General features: G+C 44.0%; 13 protein-coding genes. 8 read left to right on the top strand and 5 right to left on the bottom strand.

What is annotated here, in order from left to right; all coding sequences use genetic code 11:
* Nucleotides 1-165: 165 nt before the first annotated feature.
* Nucleotides 166-747, bottom strand: coding sequence for a TetR/AcrR family transcriptional regulator (locus NYR53_RS23255; protein ID WP_261301525.1), 582 nt, complete (start codon nt 745-747; stop codon nt 166-168).
* Between the two features lie 213 nt (nt 748-960).
* Here NYR53_RS23255 and NYR53_RS23250 point away from each other — a divergent pair, with 213 nt between their 5' ends.
* A complete protein-coding gene (locus NYR53_RS23250) occupies nt 961-2,337 on the top strand; it encodes an MFS transporter (RefSeq protein ID WP_261301524.1) in 1,377 nt (458 codons plus the stop codon).
* A gap of 62 nt (nt 2,338-2,399) precedes the next feature.
* On the opposite strand, the gene NYR53_RS23245 is transcribed toward NYR53_RS23250, so the two are convergent.
* Genes NYR53_RS23245 through NYR53_RS23235 form a run of 3 tightly spaced genes read right to left on the bottom strand, consistent with a single transcriptional unit; the run spans nt 2,400 to nt 6,048 of the window.
* On the bottom strand, nt 2,400-3,512 hold the full coding sequence (locus NYR53_RS23245) for a GerAB/ArcD/ProY family transporter (RefSeq protein ID WP_261301523.1): 1,113 nt from the start codon (nt 3,510-3,512) through the stop codon (nt 2,400-2,402).
* The gene (locus NYR53_RS23240; RefSeq protein WP_261301522.1) at nt 3,512-4,573 is read right to left on the bottom strand and encodes a Ger(x)C family spore germination protein; all 1,062 of its coding nucleotides are present in this window, start codon (nt 4,571-4,573) and stop codon (nt 3,512-3,514) included. The genes NYR53_RS23245 and NYR53_RS23240 overlap by 1 nt, the downstream gene beginning before the upstream one ends.
* 26 nt (nt 4,574-4,599) lie before the next feature.
* Nucleotides 4,600-6,048, bottom strand: coding sequence for a spore germination protein (locus tag NYR53_RS23235; RefSeq protein WP_261301521.1), 1,449 nt, complete (start codon nt 6,046-6,048; stop codon nt 4,600-4,602).
* 178 nt (nt 6,049-6,226) lie between these two features.
* Between NYR53_RS23235 and NYR53_RS23230 the strand changes: the two genes are divergently transcribed.
* The 7 genes from NYR53_RS23230 to NYR53_RS23200 all read left to right on the top strand — a co-directional run bounded on the left by NYR53_RS23230 (nt 6,227) and on the right by NYR53_RS23200 (nt 15,748).
* On the top strand, nt 6,227-8,467 hold the full coding sequence (locus NYR53_RS23230; RefSeq protein ID WP_261301520.1) for a helix-turn-helix domain-containing protein: 2,241 nt from the start codon (nt 6,227-6,229) through the stop codon (nt 8,465-8,467).
* 291 nt (nt 8,468-8,758) lie between these two features.
* On the top strand, nt 8,759-9,685 hold the full coding sequence (locus NYR53_RS23225) for an ABC transporter permease (protein ID WP_261306494.1): 927 nt from the start codon (nt 8,759-8,761) through the stop codon (nt 9,683-9,685).
* 72 nt (nt 9,686-9,757) lie between these two features.
* Complete coding sequence (locus NYR53_RS23220) at nt 9,758-10,657, top strand: carbohydrate ABC transporter permease (protein WP_261301519.1); 900 nt, start codon at nt 9,758-9,760, stop codon at nt 10,655-10,657.
* Between the two features lie 120 nt (nt 10,658-10,777).
* Entirely contained in the window at nt 10,778-12,472 is a 1,695-nt protein-coding gene (locus tag NYR53_RS23215) for an ABC transporter substrate-binding protein (RefSeq protein WP_261301518.1), read from the top strand.
* Nucleotides 12,473-12,584: 112 nt separating this feature from the next.
* A complete protein-coding gene (locus NYR53_RS23210; RefSeq protein WP_261301517.1) occupies nt 12,585-13,847 on the top strand; it encodes an alpha-L-fucosidase in 1,263 nt (420 codons plus the stop codon).
* A 2-nt stretch (nt 13,848-13,849) separates the two neighbouring features.
* Nucleotides 13,850-14,722: a sugar phosphate isomerase/epimerase family protein gene (locus NYR53_RS23205; RefSeq protein WP_261301516.1), complete on the top strand. Its 873-nt coding sequence runs from the start codon at nt 13,850-13,852 to the stop codon at nt 14,720-14,722.
* Between the two features lie 525 nt (nt 14,723-15,247).
* Entirely contained in the window at nt 15,248-15,748 is a 501-nt protein-coding gene (locus tag NYR53_RS23200; RefSeq protein ID WP_261301515.1) for an AAA family ATPase, read from the top strand.
* A gap of 175 nt (nt 15,749-15,923) precedes the next feature.
* Here the strand turns inward: NYR53_RS23200 and NYR53_RS23195 are convergent, their stop codons facing one another.
* Complete coding sequence (locus tag NYR53_RS23195; protein WP_261301514.1) at nt 15,924-16,133, bottom strand: hypothetical protein; 210 nt, start codon at nt 16,131-16,133, stop codon at nt 15,924-15,926.
* Between the last annotated feature and the right edge of the window lie 183 nt (nt 16,134-16,316).

The following is a 16,316-nucleotide window of genomic DNA, read 5'->3' as shown; positions in this document are numbered from 1 at the left end:
GTTATGGAAGCTGTACTAAAGTCGGGGAAGCTCCAATACTTAAGGGGGAGTTTCGGCTGAGAGGAGTGATTATTTAATATGTTGGTCCTAACCAAAAAGAAAGTCGCAATAGGCGACTTTCGAATAATTTGAGCTATGAGAAACTTATAGCTGGCGGTTCTCGAATTACAAAATAGATAAGGCTACATTCACTGCATCCTGCAGAGATTGCCGATCGGAAGCAGTTTTGCCCATGACATAAAGGCCGTTGCGCGTATTAACCAAAAACCGTGAAAGCTCGCGTAGTGTATGGTGGAGCTTCATTTTTCCGTCTTTTTGCGCTTTCAGCAGAAAATGATAAAATCGGGATTCCATATCGAGGTTATAAGCTTCAACCCTACTTGCGATGCCGGGTTCGGTTGCTGCCCGCTCCATGGCCGTATTTGCTATAAAACATCCCCTTCGCTGGGTTCCGTTACCCAAAGCACTGTCGATCACCCTATCAAAGAAATGGGAAAGCACCTCTTTGGGAGAACCGGGTTCCTCTAAGATGGAAAAGATTCTATGGTTGGAAACTTGACGGAACCGATCCAGGCAGGTCAAGAAAAATTGATTTTTGTCTCCGAACGTATCGTACAGGCTCCCGCGGTGGACACCTGTCTGTTCCACGAGGTCTTGAATAGAAGTTCTTTCGTAGCCTTGCCGCCAGAATAGCTCCATGGCTTTATCTAATGCGAGTTCCTGATCAAATTCTTTCGGTCTGGGCATAAGATAACCTCCTTAAGGATAGTATAATTATTTAAGAATAATTAGTCAAAAATAATGGCTAATATTCTTTTGAAATCGATCAATAGGGCGTCTAAAAGCCAATATTTTATCCTCAAAACCAAATATTATAGTTGACTGATCATTCTTAAATAACGTATAGTTAATTATCATATTTGGGGCATATATAAGAATAAAGCTTGAGGAGGGTAAACAGTGACGTTTAAGATAGAGAACATTTCTGGCCCTGCAAAAGATCAGGGTGTTATGAAAGAAGGTGTGGTTACCCTTCTACTCGGTATAACGATCGTACTCGTCATCATGAACACGATGATGTTTAATTTGGCTTTACCTACTGTTTCAAAAGACTTTCATCTGTCTGCTTCATCTACTTCATGGATTGTGACGGGATATTCCATTGTTTTCGCAATGGCATCCATTACGTATAGCCGAATATCCGATTTCATTCCAATCCGAAGGCTCTTTATTATAGGCATATTGTTTCTCAGCCTTGCGGCAATCGCCGGATTGTTCACTCACAATTTTATCATGCTGCTAATCGTCCGAATTCTGCAAGCATCTGGCGCAGGTTCAATCCCTGCCTTGTCCCTAAACTTGATTTCCCGGTATGTTCCGATTGAGCGACGGGGTAAGGCAATGGCTCTGATCATGTCTTCCGTATCGCTCGGTCTTGGTTTAGGTCCGGTCGTCGGTGGAGCCATTGTTGAATATCTGGGCTGGCATATTTTGTTCGTCGTGACTGCCATTACATTGCTGTTAGTGCCTTTTTTTGTTGTTCTCATACCTAAGGAGGAGCCGCGTAAAGGGTCTTTTGACGCCCTAGGCGCACTATTTATTGGCATTGGAACGACAGGACTTCTTCTTTTCTTAACCAACCACTCATGGATCACGCTGATGGTTGGGCTTATAGCATTAGCTTTATTTATCGTTCGCATTCGATCGGTTAAGGAGCCTTTCGTACTCCCATCACTATTCCTAAATCGGTCTTTTCTCATACTAGGAGCAGTCGGAATCGCAGCGTATCTCTGCAGCTTTGCAACACTATTCCTAATGCCACAAATCCTAGTTAAACAGTATGGCCTAAGCGCTATTCAAGCGGGACTTGTGATTTTCCCAGGTTCGATATTGGCTATGTTCGTTTCCAGGCGGGTCGGACGTTTCATTGATACGCGCGGGAACAACTCTATTATCAGGATTCTTCCGTTGTTTCTTCTCGTTTCTGTTATTTTGTTCGCCTTGTTCGAAGGAACTTCTTTTATTTCGATCATGTTGATTTACATGTTAATGAGTGTAAGTTTCACTATCATAAATAGCAGTGTATCCAATGAAATGTCTAGAATCCTACTGCCTTCACAGATTGGATCTGGTCTCGGTCTGTTTCAGCTTCTCCAATTTTTTAGCGGCGCTTTTGGAATTGCTATGACAGCTAGTGCCCTTGTTTGGCAGAAGAACCTTCCGCTAGCAAGTGCTTTTAGCAACATCTATTGGGGATTGGCAGTTGTTGTAGTGTTATCCATCGGTTGCTCATTCGGTTACCTCCGATTGACATTAAGAAAACCACAGAGGGCATGAGTGATAAAACGATAGCGTAATAAACCAGTCCAACATGCATTCATGTTTGGCTGGTTTTCTTGTTATTCAGGTTGTACAGTCTTTGATTTTTGCTGTGAGATTTTGCTTCGAATTAGATGAAGGATAAAGAGTAGCGGGATATACCCATAAATAAAATAAAATCCAATCTCAACAACATTTTTTCCTAACCAGTGGATCTCAACGCGATCGTTGAATGGAAGAGTGGCCAGGAAGAATGCTATAAGGATAAAGAATAGTGACAATGAAGGTTTAAGATTCGTAACTCTTTTTATAATTCTTGTACAGCTCCAAATCGAGAGACAAAGCATGGGGATAATAATCATAAGCAAAATAGATATAAAAATAAATTCAACCCTTGCAATAAGTGAAAACTCAATCACTTTTATCATGACCAAGGTTGGCCAGTAGGTATGCCTTAATAACCCCTGACTAAAATATATGAGGGTTACAAACATTAGTAAGGAGTACTTGATTGTGCTTAAAAATAAACCGAGATGAGCCCATTTTACATTTTTCTCGGGGGCTTTTATAAATGGAAAATAAACGAGTAAACTTTCGAATCCCATAAACATGACGCCTGAGTATTTAGGAGACGTGAGCAGATCTTTTATAGAATGATTAAGTATAGGCAATATATGAATAACATGTCCATATTGGATATTGAAGTACAGTAACAATGGTATCAGCATCGAGAAAATAACCCCGAAAAAACAGTAGCCGGCTAATACTCGAAATCCTCCAGAAACGATGTAATAGATGATACAGATGAATAGGAATGCCAGAATCCAGGTTCTAAGGGTTGGAAACATCCAAACTTGTATGATTTCGATGAAGCTGCGAAAAAGCGTTAGAGCCAGTATAAAATAGTATCCGACCATCACTAAAGAAACGGCATTCCCAATGGATTTACCAAAAAGTAGGCGATGTAAGTCGATGACATCTTTGGTTGGATGGCCAAGCATCTTAAATATCATCCAAATGATGACATGAAGGCTTAATCCCATTAAAAGAACGGAGATCCAAGCATCGTTGCCTGCAAATTCAAAAATTAAATGTTGAAGACTAAAGCCACCAACTCCGACCATAGAAGCATGAATGAGGAAAAATACAAAGAAACCGGAGATCAAGTAGTTTTCCTTTACCACGTTCTGCACTAATGTCCAACTCCCAATGATAATATTCTAACATCTGTCTGCACATCAAATTGTATGTTTGGGTAAATTTGAGCAGTAAATTTTTGCTCATTCCAATTCCGTTGGCGAGATCTATGAAGATTGCCTATCCCAATGGGATCGACAAGATTCTTTTGGAAATTTTCCAGCGTGGCTTTAATTTCGGCTGTTAAGTTATTTTCGATTTGTTTCTTTAAATCAAGCATATCGTTGTTGTTTTCAAAAACTTTTAAGGTTACTGGATATTTTCCGAGGTCAATATCGAGCTTAAGTGAGATTAAGGCTTTTTCATTTTGTACGATCATTTTTCGTTTCGCGTAAATAATTTTAAATGAAATTTGCTCGTTTTGATCATTATTGAAGATATATGTGCTTTTCTTGATGTTGACTTTATCGTCTGTAAGGAGTTTAATGAATAAACCTTTATGATTTGTCAGCAAAAGCTTTAATTTATCACCATGAAAAACACCTACACCATCCATTTGCAAAACACCTTTAGGGTCTTTTACCAAAATGGGCAAAAAAACATCTTGGCCTTCTCCAAAGTATTGGTCAAGAAATATATGGCCATTTGTGGAAGGTGTATTCCCGTTCTCCATATTTTGTTTGATCAGATTTGATAAATAGATGGGTGGATATTTTAAAGTTTCAGCTAAGATATCTCTAGCCTGATCAGTTGATAAAACAAGTGTAGAGCGATTACTAATAAGGGGGTCTCGAACAACGGTGTTGGCAAGCTCTGAAATTCCTCTTCTTGCTATTTTTTCACTAATGACTAATGTCTGCAATTGACCGATTGCAATCTGGCGATCCGATTGCGAAGTGAAAATTGGAAGTACCTCAGTTAACGTTTTACCTTTTCCATCAAGCAAAAACAATTTCGCTTTCTTTTCATATGCAGAATAGGTGGCACTCATCTTAAATGTATTTCCTTGCAAGTCATATCCCATACTTTGTATGAGCTTAACCCGATCTATTATTTGTTCTTTTGCGCATCCCGATAAAATAAAGCAAAAGAAAAGGAGGGGGAAATATCTTTTCATTGACTCTAGTTCCCTTACTTAGAAATTTATTCGTTATTGTAATCGTCAGGAATATCCTTCGATTTGCTTACCTTATATCTTTTCAACGAGAGCGGGCGAAAGTAACGAGGTCGATTAAAAGTAAGACTGAGCGAGGAGCGAATAAAACTATCTTTGAATTCATGGAAACGAAATGGGAACAAAGGAACTATGTAGGGAGTACCCAACGATTTCAATCTCAATAAATGGCCTAATAGAAGCGTGAGCCCAATTATTATGCCTAAACTACCCCATGCTGCCGCTAAGCCTATCAATGGAAACCTTAGAAAACGTATAGTATTAGCCATTTTAAAGATGGGTGTAGTAAATGAGGAAAGTGCAGAAAGAGAAACAATGATAATTAATATATTACTCGTGAGAGAGGCTTGCACGGCTGCTTGCCCCAGTACGATACCGCCTACAATCCCTAATGTTTGTCCGACTTTGGTTGGCAATCTGACGCCAGCTTCACGTAGTAGTTCCACGGTTAATTCTAATTGCAATACTTCAAGAAACGGCGCAAAGGGGACGTTCGCTCTAGATTCGATAATCGGGCCTAGAAGAGATTGCGGTATGACGGAATAATGAAAAGTTAACACGGCAACATAGAAGGGAGTTGCAAGAATAGAGAAGGCAACCCCTAAATACCTTATGCATCGAAAGAAAGAAGCCAAAACCCATGGCAGATAATAATCTTCGGGTGAGACGAAAAAATCAAACACGGTGGTAGGTCCGGCTATGAAATAAGGAGACCCGCTGCTAAATATGGCCACTTGGCCGCTCAATATACTATATTTTGCCCTGTCTACGCGTTCTGAAGACATAAATAAAGGGAATGGTGATTTTGCGTTATCCGTTATGATTTGGTCAAGAATAGAACTATCAAATAACACATCAACACCTGCATCTTCAATTCTTTGTCTTACTGTATTTACATGCTGGGGGTTACAAACACCGTCCAAATAAACAATCGTTACTCTTGATTGGGAAAGTGAACCTACTATGTACTCCTCAAAACGTAAATTCTCAGAAATAAGCTCTTTTCGAAGTAAATTTAGGTTGGTATCGATATCTTCGACGAAGCCGACTTTCGGACCAATGACACTGTATTCGTTATCCGCTTCATTGTTAAGCCGATACCCGCGTCTTAGATCAGCAACATGGACTAATAGCCCTTCATTTAAATCAGGTTCCAGCTGAATATAAATGAAGCCTTTCGTCAAACTCTGTGAAATTTCGTCCACATTTGATGATAACTTGATATTCTCCAGCGGAATCACATTTTTTAACACAAGAAGATGATTAATTTCTGCTTCTGAGATTTGAATCCGGTGCAATAATTCATTCTGAATAAGTTCCTGGTCTACAATGGCTTTGCAATATGTAAAATGAATCCGTTTAGCGTGGATAGTATGCACTGTTTGCACAAAATCATTCGATTTAAAGGTATCTTTCAAAACCGTGTGTATATTTTCTGGAATTGGAATCAACACCTCTCAGTCATATCTTCCACTTATTATGAACATGGATATGGAAATTATTCGTAAAAAGGGAGTCGATTCACGTTAGGAGAAGGGAATAACCTCTGAATAAAGAAATGAACAATAGCAGGTATTTCTAAACTGGAGGCTGAACATGGGAAAAACGTTATTTCATCGGCTGCTGCTTTCGTATGTACCCATCTTTTTTATCGTGGTCACGTTTACGTTTTTCGTATTTTTTCAGCTGCTAAGCGAGCAAAGCCGAAAGGAGGCGCTGAACGCCAATAAAATGTTGTCACTACAGGCGATGCGTCTGATCGACACCTCCCTGAAAGCGATCGACAATATGGTGATGACCGAATCGATTAACAATAAACAATTGATTGATTTCTTTAATAATGAAGCGAAAGATAACGTTTACATTAACATAAGTGCGGTAAAAAAAATGCAGGAAATGATCTCTTCCTATCCGATTATCGATTCGATCTATTTGGTGCGTTTTGAAGACAATTTCGTTCTCAGCAATGCGACAAGCGATCAGCTCAGCAATTATAAGGATGAACCGTTCATTAAACGGGCCATGATTCCGCAGATGTCCAAACACTGGTCGGGTGTTCGAGACTTTGAGCAGTTTGAGGTGAAAGGCAGCAAACCGGTTGTCAGTCTTGTCCGGGGGGCGCCGTTCATAACGAGCGAGAAAGGGATGATCGTTGTCAACGTGGCGACCGATTCTTTGCAAAAAAATATTGCCGACCTCTACGATTCGAAAGCAAGCTTTATCGGGGTCCAGGACGCTTCAGGCAACGATTTGTTTAAAGATTCGAGCGCTAAGGAACAAGCAAGGGTCTTCTCCAATTACGTATCGAGCTATACGGGATGGTCCTATCAAAGCGGACTTGTCAACGGCAAGGTGTTTCATATCGTCTCCTCGCTGTATAACGTGTGGTTTATTATCGGGATCGCCATGATTGTGTTTGGATTCATATGGCTCGTTTATGTGACCAGACGCAATTCGAAACCGCTTGAGCAGATTGTGGCGCGTATTCGCGGTTACCGTCTTCCGCTATCAGGCAGTGTGTCCAAGGAGGGCGGGGATGAGTTCTCGTTCATCGAGTCTGCACTCGTTAATATTATTGAGCAATCTAATCAGTATCAGCAAAAGCACAAAGAGGACATGCATCTTAGAACGCGGTACTTGTTCCATCAACTCATTGAAGGCGGTACGGGCTTAACGATCGACGAATGGATAGAAGAAACGAGCAGTCTGCAGCTTCCGCGCCCTTCCACCGGACAAGTTGTGCTTGTGATCGAAATGGATAAATACAACGACTTTTGCCGCCAATACTCGCGCATAGACCAGAATCTGCTGAAATTCGCGCTTCGCAGCGTCATTCAGGAGCTTGCCCCCAAGCATGGACTCGAGCTGTGGGCAGAGTGGACTTCCGCGTCTCAGCTTAGCGTCATGGTGTTCGTCGACAGCGAGGAGGAGGCAAACGAGTATTCCGCGATTCTCGAGCTTTTTGAAAGCGTTCGTGTGTGGACGCAGGATAACCTGAAGTTTACGGTAACGATCGGTATTGGCGGCGAGCAGGTTGTACAGCTTTCCGATGTTGCAAATTCGTACAAAGAGGCGCTTACAGCACTGAAACACAAAATTGTGCTCGGAGAAAACCGGCTCATTACGAGCAAGCACATCGCAAATCACGGCCAAGCCGAAGTGTTCTCGCATCTGAATGCGATTCGTACTATTGTCCAGTCATTCAGACTGCTCGAAGAAGAATGGAGGACGAAGTACGACGAGCTGTTTGGCGAAATGAAACAGGGGCTGCTGACGAAGGACGAGATTACAAATCTGATGAATTATTTAATTTACTATTTGGGCCGTGAAATGGCGGGAATGACGAAAGAGTTTCAAGAAATATGGGCACGGGACGGTTTGCCGAAGCTTAGTGAAACGATTGATAATTGCCATTCTCTCGATCAAATGCGGGAAGAGACTTTGGCCGTGCTGAATAGTCTGGGCACCGTTTTGCAGGAAGCGCAGGAACAGCGCCTGCATGCGGCTACGATTCGCGATATGCGGAAATTCATCGAAGAACAATACGCCAATCCGAATATGTCGCTAGAATATCTCAGTTCAAAGTTCAATATCAATGCCAAATATGTAAGTAAGCTGTTTAAGGAAGAGACCGGGCAGAAGTTCGTCGACTTCCTGATTGATATCCGCATGCAGGCTGCACAGAGTCTCCTTGCGGAATCGCAAGTTTCCATGCAGGAGGTAGCCGAGCAGGTCGGTTATACGAGTGCAATCTCATTTAGCCGCGCATTTAAGAAAGTGGTCGGCTGCTCCCCTAGCGAATTCCGTGAGGAAGCGGCACGTAGGCAGACTGGGTGAAATTGGTTAAGCAGTAGAAAAGAGTTTGCAGAGCTTGCTCACCAATCAGTTTCATAATGATTATCAAGCAGCAGCTCCGGCTATTAACCGGAGCTGCGCGCATTTTCAGGCGATGCGAAAAAGGTTAGGGCCACGATTCTTGTTTCTTGCAGCAGCCTACTATTGCACTCTAGTATTAGGGTATGAAAGCGCAATCAGTACAGACGAAAGGAGAAGGAGCTTATGTCAATCATACAAAAGGAAATAAGGACGTCATTACCTCCAAAGATTCGCAAGCAGCATAAAACGGCAATGACCGGCAGCAAGTCATCTTTTAACATGGTTAGAAAAAAGATGAAGCGTCACTGGCAATTATATTTGGTCGTATTGCTGCCGCTGCTTTACTTGGTTATTTTTAAGTACATTCCGATGGCCGGTGTCGTCATTGCTTTCAAAGACTATAACGTCATCAAAGGCATTTGGGGAAGCCCCTGGGTCGGTATGAAATATTTTGAACAATTTTTCGAGTCGCCGAATTTTTGGTTGTATATGAAGAACACGCTCGGCATCAGTATGTACGGCTTGCTTGTTGGTTTTCCAGCCCCGATCATACTGGCGCTTGCTTTGAATGAAATACGTAATGGATTTTTCAAAAAGAGTGTACAGATGGTCACTTATGCGCCTTACTTTATTTCAACGGTTATCATGGTGTCCATTCTTATCGTAACTTTGTCGCCGAATGTCGGAATCATCAGCAAGTTCCTGCACATGCTCGGCGTGGAAAACACGAACTTCATGGGCATTCCCAGCTTGTTCAAATCGATCTATGTCTGGTCAGATGTTTGGCAGTATACGGGTTACGGTGCGATCATTTATATAGCGGCTCTATCAGGCGTTAACCCTGAACTGTATGAATCGGCTAAAGTGGATGGCGCGTCTAGACCGCAGAAGATCATTAATATCGATATCCCAAGTCTTATCCCGGTTTCTGTGATCCTGCTTATTTTGAATTTAGGTAACATTATGAAGCTTGGCTTCGAAAAGATATATTTGATGCAAAATCCACTCAATGTCAGCACGTCGGAAGTCATTTCGACCTATGTGTACAAGGTGGGTCTGCTAAGCTCCAGCTTCAGCTTCTCAGCAGCAATTGGCTTCTTTAATTCAGTCATCAATCTAATTCTTCTCGTAGGTGTCAATTATATAGCCAAGAAGCTGTCCAATTCGAGCTTATGGTAACAGACGGAGCTGCTAGAACTCGAAGTTGCGCACAAATCCGAGCGTCAGTCCGTGAAGTAAGGAGGATTAATTATGTTAAAAACGACAACGATTCGGGAATCGAAGAGCGACCGGTTGTTTCTGCTCGGCATCTACATGCTATTAACTGTGGTGCTGATCGTCGTCCTGTTCCCGCTGATTTTTATCATCAGCTCATCGTTTAGTTCGCCGCAAGCGGTTGTATCCGGTAAGGTGTGGTTATTTCCAGTCGAGTTTACGCTGGAGGGCTATAAAGCGGTGTTCCGCAATCCGCAAATCGTATCCGGTTACATGAATTCGCTCATTTATGCAATCGCCGGTACGGCCGTCAACGTTGCGTTGACTGTCATGCTTGCTTATCCGCTGGCGAGAAAAACGTTCTACGGCCGCAATTTGATTATGGTACTTCTGGTCATCACGATGATGTTTGACGGAGGGCTTATCCCGTTCTATCTGGTCGTGAAAAACCTGCATTTGCTCGATTCTCGCTGGGCGATGATTTTGCCGGGAGCGATGGCGGTGTTTCAGGTTATTGTCGCCCGCACCTTTTTCCAGACAACGATTCCCGATGAAATTGCCGAAGCTGCCGAACTTGATGGGTGCAGCGATATCCGGTTCATTACCAGTATCGTGCTTCCGCTCTCCAAACCGATTCTGGCTGTGCTGACGCTGATGTATGCTGTAGGCCATTGGAACGCTTACTTCGATGCCTTGATATTCTTGAAATCGCCGAATTTATTCCCTCTGCAAATTGTGCTGCGCAACATTCTGATTCTGAACACGATCGATCCGACCATGGTGTCCAAAGTCGATCAAATGTTGGCTCAGCAGGGGCTGAAGGACTTGCTCAAGTATTCGCTTATCGTTGTTGCGAGTGCTCCCGTGCTGATCATATATCCGTTTGTGCAGAAGCATTTTGTGAAGGGCGTCATGATTGGTTCATTGAAAGGGTAGCGCTATGATTGCCAAACAGCCCAATTCACATGAAAGGTGGTGGTGAGTTCGTCGTGCAGCTTAGATTACTTCCTTTGGGTTCAAATGGCAGGGTTCGATAAAATGGGAGGAGTCGTCAATATGAAAAAATGGAATAATGTTTACACGGGTACGATGGGGGTAGCATTGAGCTTTTCGCTCGTTTTGAGCGCTTGCAGCACAGAATCAGGTACGCCTGCGGCAAACACACCTTCAACCAGCGCGCCTGTCGCGACTGATGTGTTCTCACCTGTAGGACAATACCCGATCGTAAAGAAACCGATGACGATTAAAATGTTTGCACCTCAGCTCGCCAGCATCGAGAATATGGAGACCAATACATTTACCAAATACGTTCAGGATAAGACGAACATTCAAATTAAATGGGATCTCGTACCTGACAAAGCGCTTAACGACCGCAAACAGCTCATGCTGGCAAGCGGTGATTATCCGGAAGTAATTTTACATGGGTCCTTGACAAAAGATGAGCAGATGAAGTACGGCAAGCAGGGCGTGTTTATCCCGCTGAACGATTTGATTGATAAATACGCGCCGAACTTCAAGAAAGCGATGGCCGATCTGCCTTATCTGAAGAGCTCCATCACGGCACCGGATGGCAACATTTATGCGCTTCCGCAAATTAACGAATGCTATCACTGCAACTACGCCCAGAAGCTTTGGATTAACAAGTCATGGATCGATAAGCTGGGGCTAAAACTGCCGACAACGACGGATGAGTTTTACGAAGTGCTAAAAGCGTTTAAGGAAAAAGATCCGAACGGCAACGGCAAAAAAGACGAAATTCCGCTTACGGGTTCCGACGACATGTGGGCAGGCAACATCGCCTCCTTTTTGATGAACTCATTCATTATCGACGACCAAGTTGACAAAGACAGCGGCACGTTCCTCCAGTTGAAGGATGGCAAAGTGGATTTGTCCGCAAATAAGGCAGAATGGAAGCAGGGATTGTTGTATTTGAACAAGTTATACAAGGAAGGACTGATCGATCCAGCGTCATTTACGCAAAATTCCGATGCGATTCAGCAGTTGGGCAACCGCCAGGACGCAAATGTGATGGGAGGTATAACGACTGCTTTGATCAGTTACGCGCACTCGCCGGACGAAAAACATCCGCGCCATAAAGAGTATGTAACCGTCCCTCCGCTTAAAGGACCGAATGGTGTGCAGCAAGCAGGGTATTTTGCGGGAGTGGGCAGCTCGCAGATGGCGATAACGAATAAAGCGACGAAAGAACAGCAAATTGCCGCAATTCGATTGGCTGATTACTTGTACACGGAAGAAGCGATCGTACTTGAGGAGCACGGGCCGGAGAACCAAGGATGGCGCAAAGCGAAGGACGGCGAGCAAGACATGAATGGCAAGCCGGCGAAATATGCCATTATTCCGAGTGCTGATACTAAAACGACGCACAACGATGGTTGGGAACAGATCGGTCCGTCTCTCCGTACGTTCCAATACCGCGATTCGTGGGCAGCCCTTCAAGATCCGCTTGCTGAAGGCGCATACGAAGTTCGACTGAAGCGTGAATCGGCGAAATATGAGCCTTTCCAATCGAAGCAAATGTACCCGTCCAGCGTGTTCATCGCACTGGAAGATGCGGAAGTAGCAGCCCAACTGAAAACGACAATTCGCGATTACATTAAGTCGAACATGGCGCAGTTCATTACGGGCAGCAAAGACATCGAGAAAGATTGGGATAGCTATGTAAAAGGTTTTGACGGCCTGCAGTTAGGCAAGTATATCGAAATCTATCAAAAGGCAATTGCCAAAAAGTAATGCAAACTATGTTCCGCCTTCGGATCTGATCGGATGGCGGAACTATGCGATTTCTGACTGCTATAGCATAAAGCGAAGATCATATTTGAAAGAAAGCGAGTGTGGCTCAGTCATGGATACTGAAGTTTTAGCAAAACCGACCCTGCAGCAATTGGCCTGGCAGGACTTGGAGTTGGGCATGTTTTGTCATTTTGGCATGAACACGTTTTGCGATCAAGAATGGGGAGAGGGCACGGACTCACCGCAGAAGTTCAATCCAGCGCAGCTGGATGCGCACCAGTGGGTGAGGACGGCCAAACAGGCCGGGTTTAAATATTTTGTTTTGACGGCTAAGCATCATGACGGGTTCTGCTTATGGCCAACGAAGACAACCGACTATTCGGTCAAGTCGAGCCCATGGAAAGACGGACAAGGGGACGTTGTCCGCGAAGTGTCCGATGCCTGCCGGGAGGAAGGCTTGCAGTTCGGTTTGTACTTGTCGCCATGGGACCGCCATGAGCCGTGCTATTCGGACAAAGCGGCATACGACGATTTCTATGTGGAACAACTGACGGAGCTGTTGACACAATACGGCCCGCTTGTCGAGGTGTGGTTTGATGGGGCGGGCTCTCAGGGACGGGAGTACGACTGGCAAAGAATTATCGGACTTGTTAACCAGTACCAGCCGGATGCGATGGTGTTCAATATGGGACAGCCTACGATTCGCTGGGTTGGAAACGAAGACGGCGTCGCCCCATACCCATGCTGGAATACGGCGGAAAGCGCTAGAGAGAGCATGTTCACAAGCGACATGCTTACTTGGATGGAAGGAACTTCGTCTTGGGTGCCTGCGGAGTGCGATGTGCCGATCCGCAAACGTCACTGGTTTTGGCATCCGGATGACGAGAGCAGCCTCCATAGCTTGGAACACTTGATGGATCTTTATTACCGATCAGTGGGGCATGGCGCGACACTGCTGTTAAATATAGCTCCCGATGACCGCGGTTTACTGCCGGATGTGGACGTGCAGCGTGTAATCGAACTGGGCGATGAAATCCGTCGCCGGTTTGATGCTCCGCTAGCTGTCACAACTGGGGAAGGCATGGAAGTAACCCTACATTTGGATGGCGAGCAATCCGTCGACCATGTGATATTGATGGAAGACATCGCACATGGCGAACGGGTTCGGGAATATGTACTCGAAGCGAAGTGTAAGGGCGAGTGGGTGGAGCTTGTAAGTGGAAGCGCCATCGGCCACAAAAAAATCGACAAGTTTGCAGCGGTAGAGACAAGCGAACTGAGAGTCCGGTTTACCGCGTGCGCAGCGACACCGATCGTGCGCAAATTTGCCGCTTACTTGGTAAACGGACTAATTAATGAATGCTCGGAGGTATGAAGATGAAAATCGGGCTTAGTTCATATAGTTTATTGCCGGCGTTGAAGTCGGAAAAAATGACCATTCTGGATGTTGTTCAATGGGTGAAAGACAACGGCGGCGAGCATCTGGAGCTCGTTCCTTATGGCTATACGCTTGTGGATAACCTAGAGCTGGCGGATGCACTCAGGGATAAGGCGAGTTCGCTCGGCATCGACTTATCGAATTATTCCATTCCCGCTAACTTCGTGCAGGAGACGGAAGAAGAGTTCGAAGCGGAGATGGAGCGCGTCAAGCAGCACGTTGATCTCGTGCATCGATTAGGCATGAGGCATATGCGCCATGATGTTACCGCCTTCACACTGCCTCCGGAGAAAATGACAATCGAGTACTTTGAAAACAGTTTACCGCTCATCGTTCGCGGAAGCCAAATTATTGCCGACTATGCGGCAAACTACGGCATTACGACAACAATTGAAAATCACGGTTTCTCCGTGCAGGCAAGTGACCGGGTGCAGCGTGTGCTGGCCGAAGTGAACCGCCATAATTTTAAAACTACATTGGATGTAGGCAATTTTATGTGTGTGGACGAAGCCCCGCTTGTCGGTGTTCGCAAAAATCTGCCTTACGCGTCCTTAATCCATTTTAAAGACTTTTATTTCAGACCGTACTATCAAGATCCAGGAGAAGGGAACTGGTTCAGGACTACAAACGGCAATTACTTACGGGGCGCGATTGTTGGCCATGGGGATATCGAGATCAGAGAAATCATAAAACTGATCAAAAACTCGGGCTATGACGGCTATGTAACCGTAGAATTCGAAGGGATGGAAGACTGCGAAATCGGTTCACGGATTGGCATGAATAACTTAAGGAAATTGTGGAATGAAATGTAGGTGAAAGACTTCAAGCAGAGAAAGCAGCCGTCCAGAATGGATTGGCTGTTTTTTCTTCTGATTAGCAGCGTTAGCGACAGACTTGGTCGAGCCGAATGAGGATGTGGATATATGCATAGCCATTCGGTAAGTGACTAATTTCTCCAGTGGTTTCGTTTTCTGGCTCACGGGAGAAAGGAGGAAACAAGTAGGCAAGTTGTACAATGTACAACAATTTCCTTGGTTTTTTCTGGGTTTGCTGCAGATGTTGTATGATGTACAACAATTTATCCCTTTTTTGTGAGATTGAGCGGATTTTGGCCGAAATTGTTGTATGTGGAATGCAACAATGACGCGAAAAACGCTAATTAGCATGCGAAATGTTGTACAAAATGCAACAACACGTAAGCAAGCGGTGTTTAAAACTTATACGTCTTAAGCCGTTTTTCTCATATCGTAGCAAGCTAACTCAAACTTTCACTTTACAATATTTGGTTTTTCTCCTAAGGTAGAAAATAATTTATAACATTTCAAGGGGGAAGAATTATGGACGAAACATTACCGTTGTTTATAGTAACAGGTGCAAGTGGTTCAGGGAAGACAACAGTTATTAAGGATCTCAGAGGGTTATTACCAGATGTTGATATTTTCGACATTGATGCTATTCATCCATTTGTTGGAGACGATTGGAGCAAAATTCAAAATATTTGGCTTCGTGTTGCTAGAAATATCGCTGAAAGCGGACGTGTATCTATCATATGTGGAACCATGATGCCTTGGGATGTTGAAAAGTGTGAGGATTATCCATACTTCAAGCATATTTACTATTTGAACTTACATTGTGACGATGAAACCCGTGAATTACGATTACGTGCAAGGAACTGGTCAGAGGAAATGATTCAAGATCATAAATCCTTTGCCAAATGGTTGCTTGAAAATGCTGACAATGCATACACACCACCAATGCCGACCGTTGATACTTCTGAAACAGGAGTAAATGAAGTGGCTTTTCAAATAAGTGAATGGGTACGTGGACGGATGTTTTAGGGTTTATTTATAAAAAATGCTAGTAACTGGCTCGACAGCTTAAAATGATTACCTAACGATAACGATAGATAGCGGGGGGAGCTTGCAGTCGATGCAGCTCCTCTTTTTCAATTGAAAGGGCAGGATGGTGCAATAGAGGTTGTCGGTGGCTCTGCGGCCTTGCGGCCTCAAATTTCTAATAATACAGATACGTGCCGACACTCGAAAATCCTAGATACATTGGTGCAATCATGTGATTTGGAAAATGGAAATAACCATGTACCGGTCCGATAAAATGCACTCCCGGAGGAAGGCTCCCATAGATCTTGACACCGGTAATCCCGGGCGGCCATACCGTTCCGACATTTCCAACGGCTTCGGGTTGCCGCCATTCGTTTGCTATCATACCATCCAACCCCGCATCCTAATTATTTGGCCTGATGTCATGATATGAAGCTTTTGGTTATTCCGTACCCCGTTATGGACTTTGCATCAGGAATAAATCAAAATGAAGAAAGCATAAAACGAAAGAGCGGAATGAGAATGACTCATAACGCCAGGCAGACCATTGGGTCCAAATTGAAAAAAA

The sequence above is a fragment of the Paenibacillus andongensis genome, assembly GCF_025369935.1.
Lineage (GTDB): Bacteria > Bacillota > Bacilli > Paenibacillales > NBRC-103111 > Paenibacillus_E > Paenibacillus_E andongensis.
The sequence above is the reverse complement of the archived record's forward strand: the minus strand, read 5'-3'. Positions and strand labels throughout refer to the sequence as shown.

What these genes read in the sequence shown, in the direction of transcription:
- NYR53_RS23200 (WP_261301515.1), top strand. Translation starts at nt 15,248, where the DNA reads ATGGACGAAACATTACCGTTGTTTATAGTAACAGGTGCAAGTGGTTCA.
- NYR53_RS23195 (WP_261301514.1), bottom strand. Translation starts at nt 16,133, where the DNA reads ATGATAGCAAACGAATGGCGGCAACCCGAAGCCGTTGGAAATGTCGGA.
- NYR53_RS23225 (WP_261306494.1), top strand. Translation starts at nt 8,759, where the DNA reads ATGACCGGCAGCAAGTCATCTTTTAACATGGTTAGAAAAAAGATGAAG.
- NYR53_RS23220 (WP_261301519.1), top strand. Translation starts at nt 9,758, where the DNA reads ATGTTAAAAACGACAACGATTCGGGAATCGAAGAGCGACCGGTTGTTT.
- NYR53_RS23215 (WP_261301518.1), top strand. Translation starts at nt 10,778, where the DNA reads ATGAAAAAATGGAATAATGTTTACACGGGTACGATGGGGGTAGCATTG.
- NYR53_RS23255 (WP_261301525.1), bottom strand. Translation starts at nt 747, where the DNA reads ATGCCCAGACCGAAAGAATTTGATCAGGAACTCGCATTAGATAAAGCC.
- NYR53_RS23210 (WP_261301517.1), top strand. Translation starts at nt 12,585, where the DNA reads ATGGATACTGAAGTTTTAGCAAAACCGACCCTGCAGCAATTGGCCTGG.
- NYR53_RS23205 (WP_261301516.1), top strand. Translation starts at nt 13,850, where the DNA reads ATGAAAATCGGGCTTAGTTCATATAGTTTATTGCCGGCGTTGAAGTCG.
- NYR53_RS23240 (WP_261301522.1), bottom strand. Translation starts at nt 4,573, where the DNA reads ATGAAAAGATATTTCCCCCTCCTTTTCTTTTGCTTTATTTTATCGGGA.
- NYR53_RS23230 (WP_261301520.1), top strand. Translation starts at nt 6,227, where the DNA reads ATGGGAAAAACGTTATTTCATCGGCTGCTGCTTTCGTATGTACCCATC.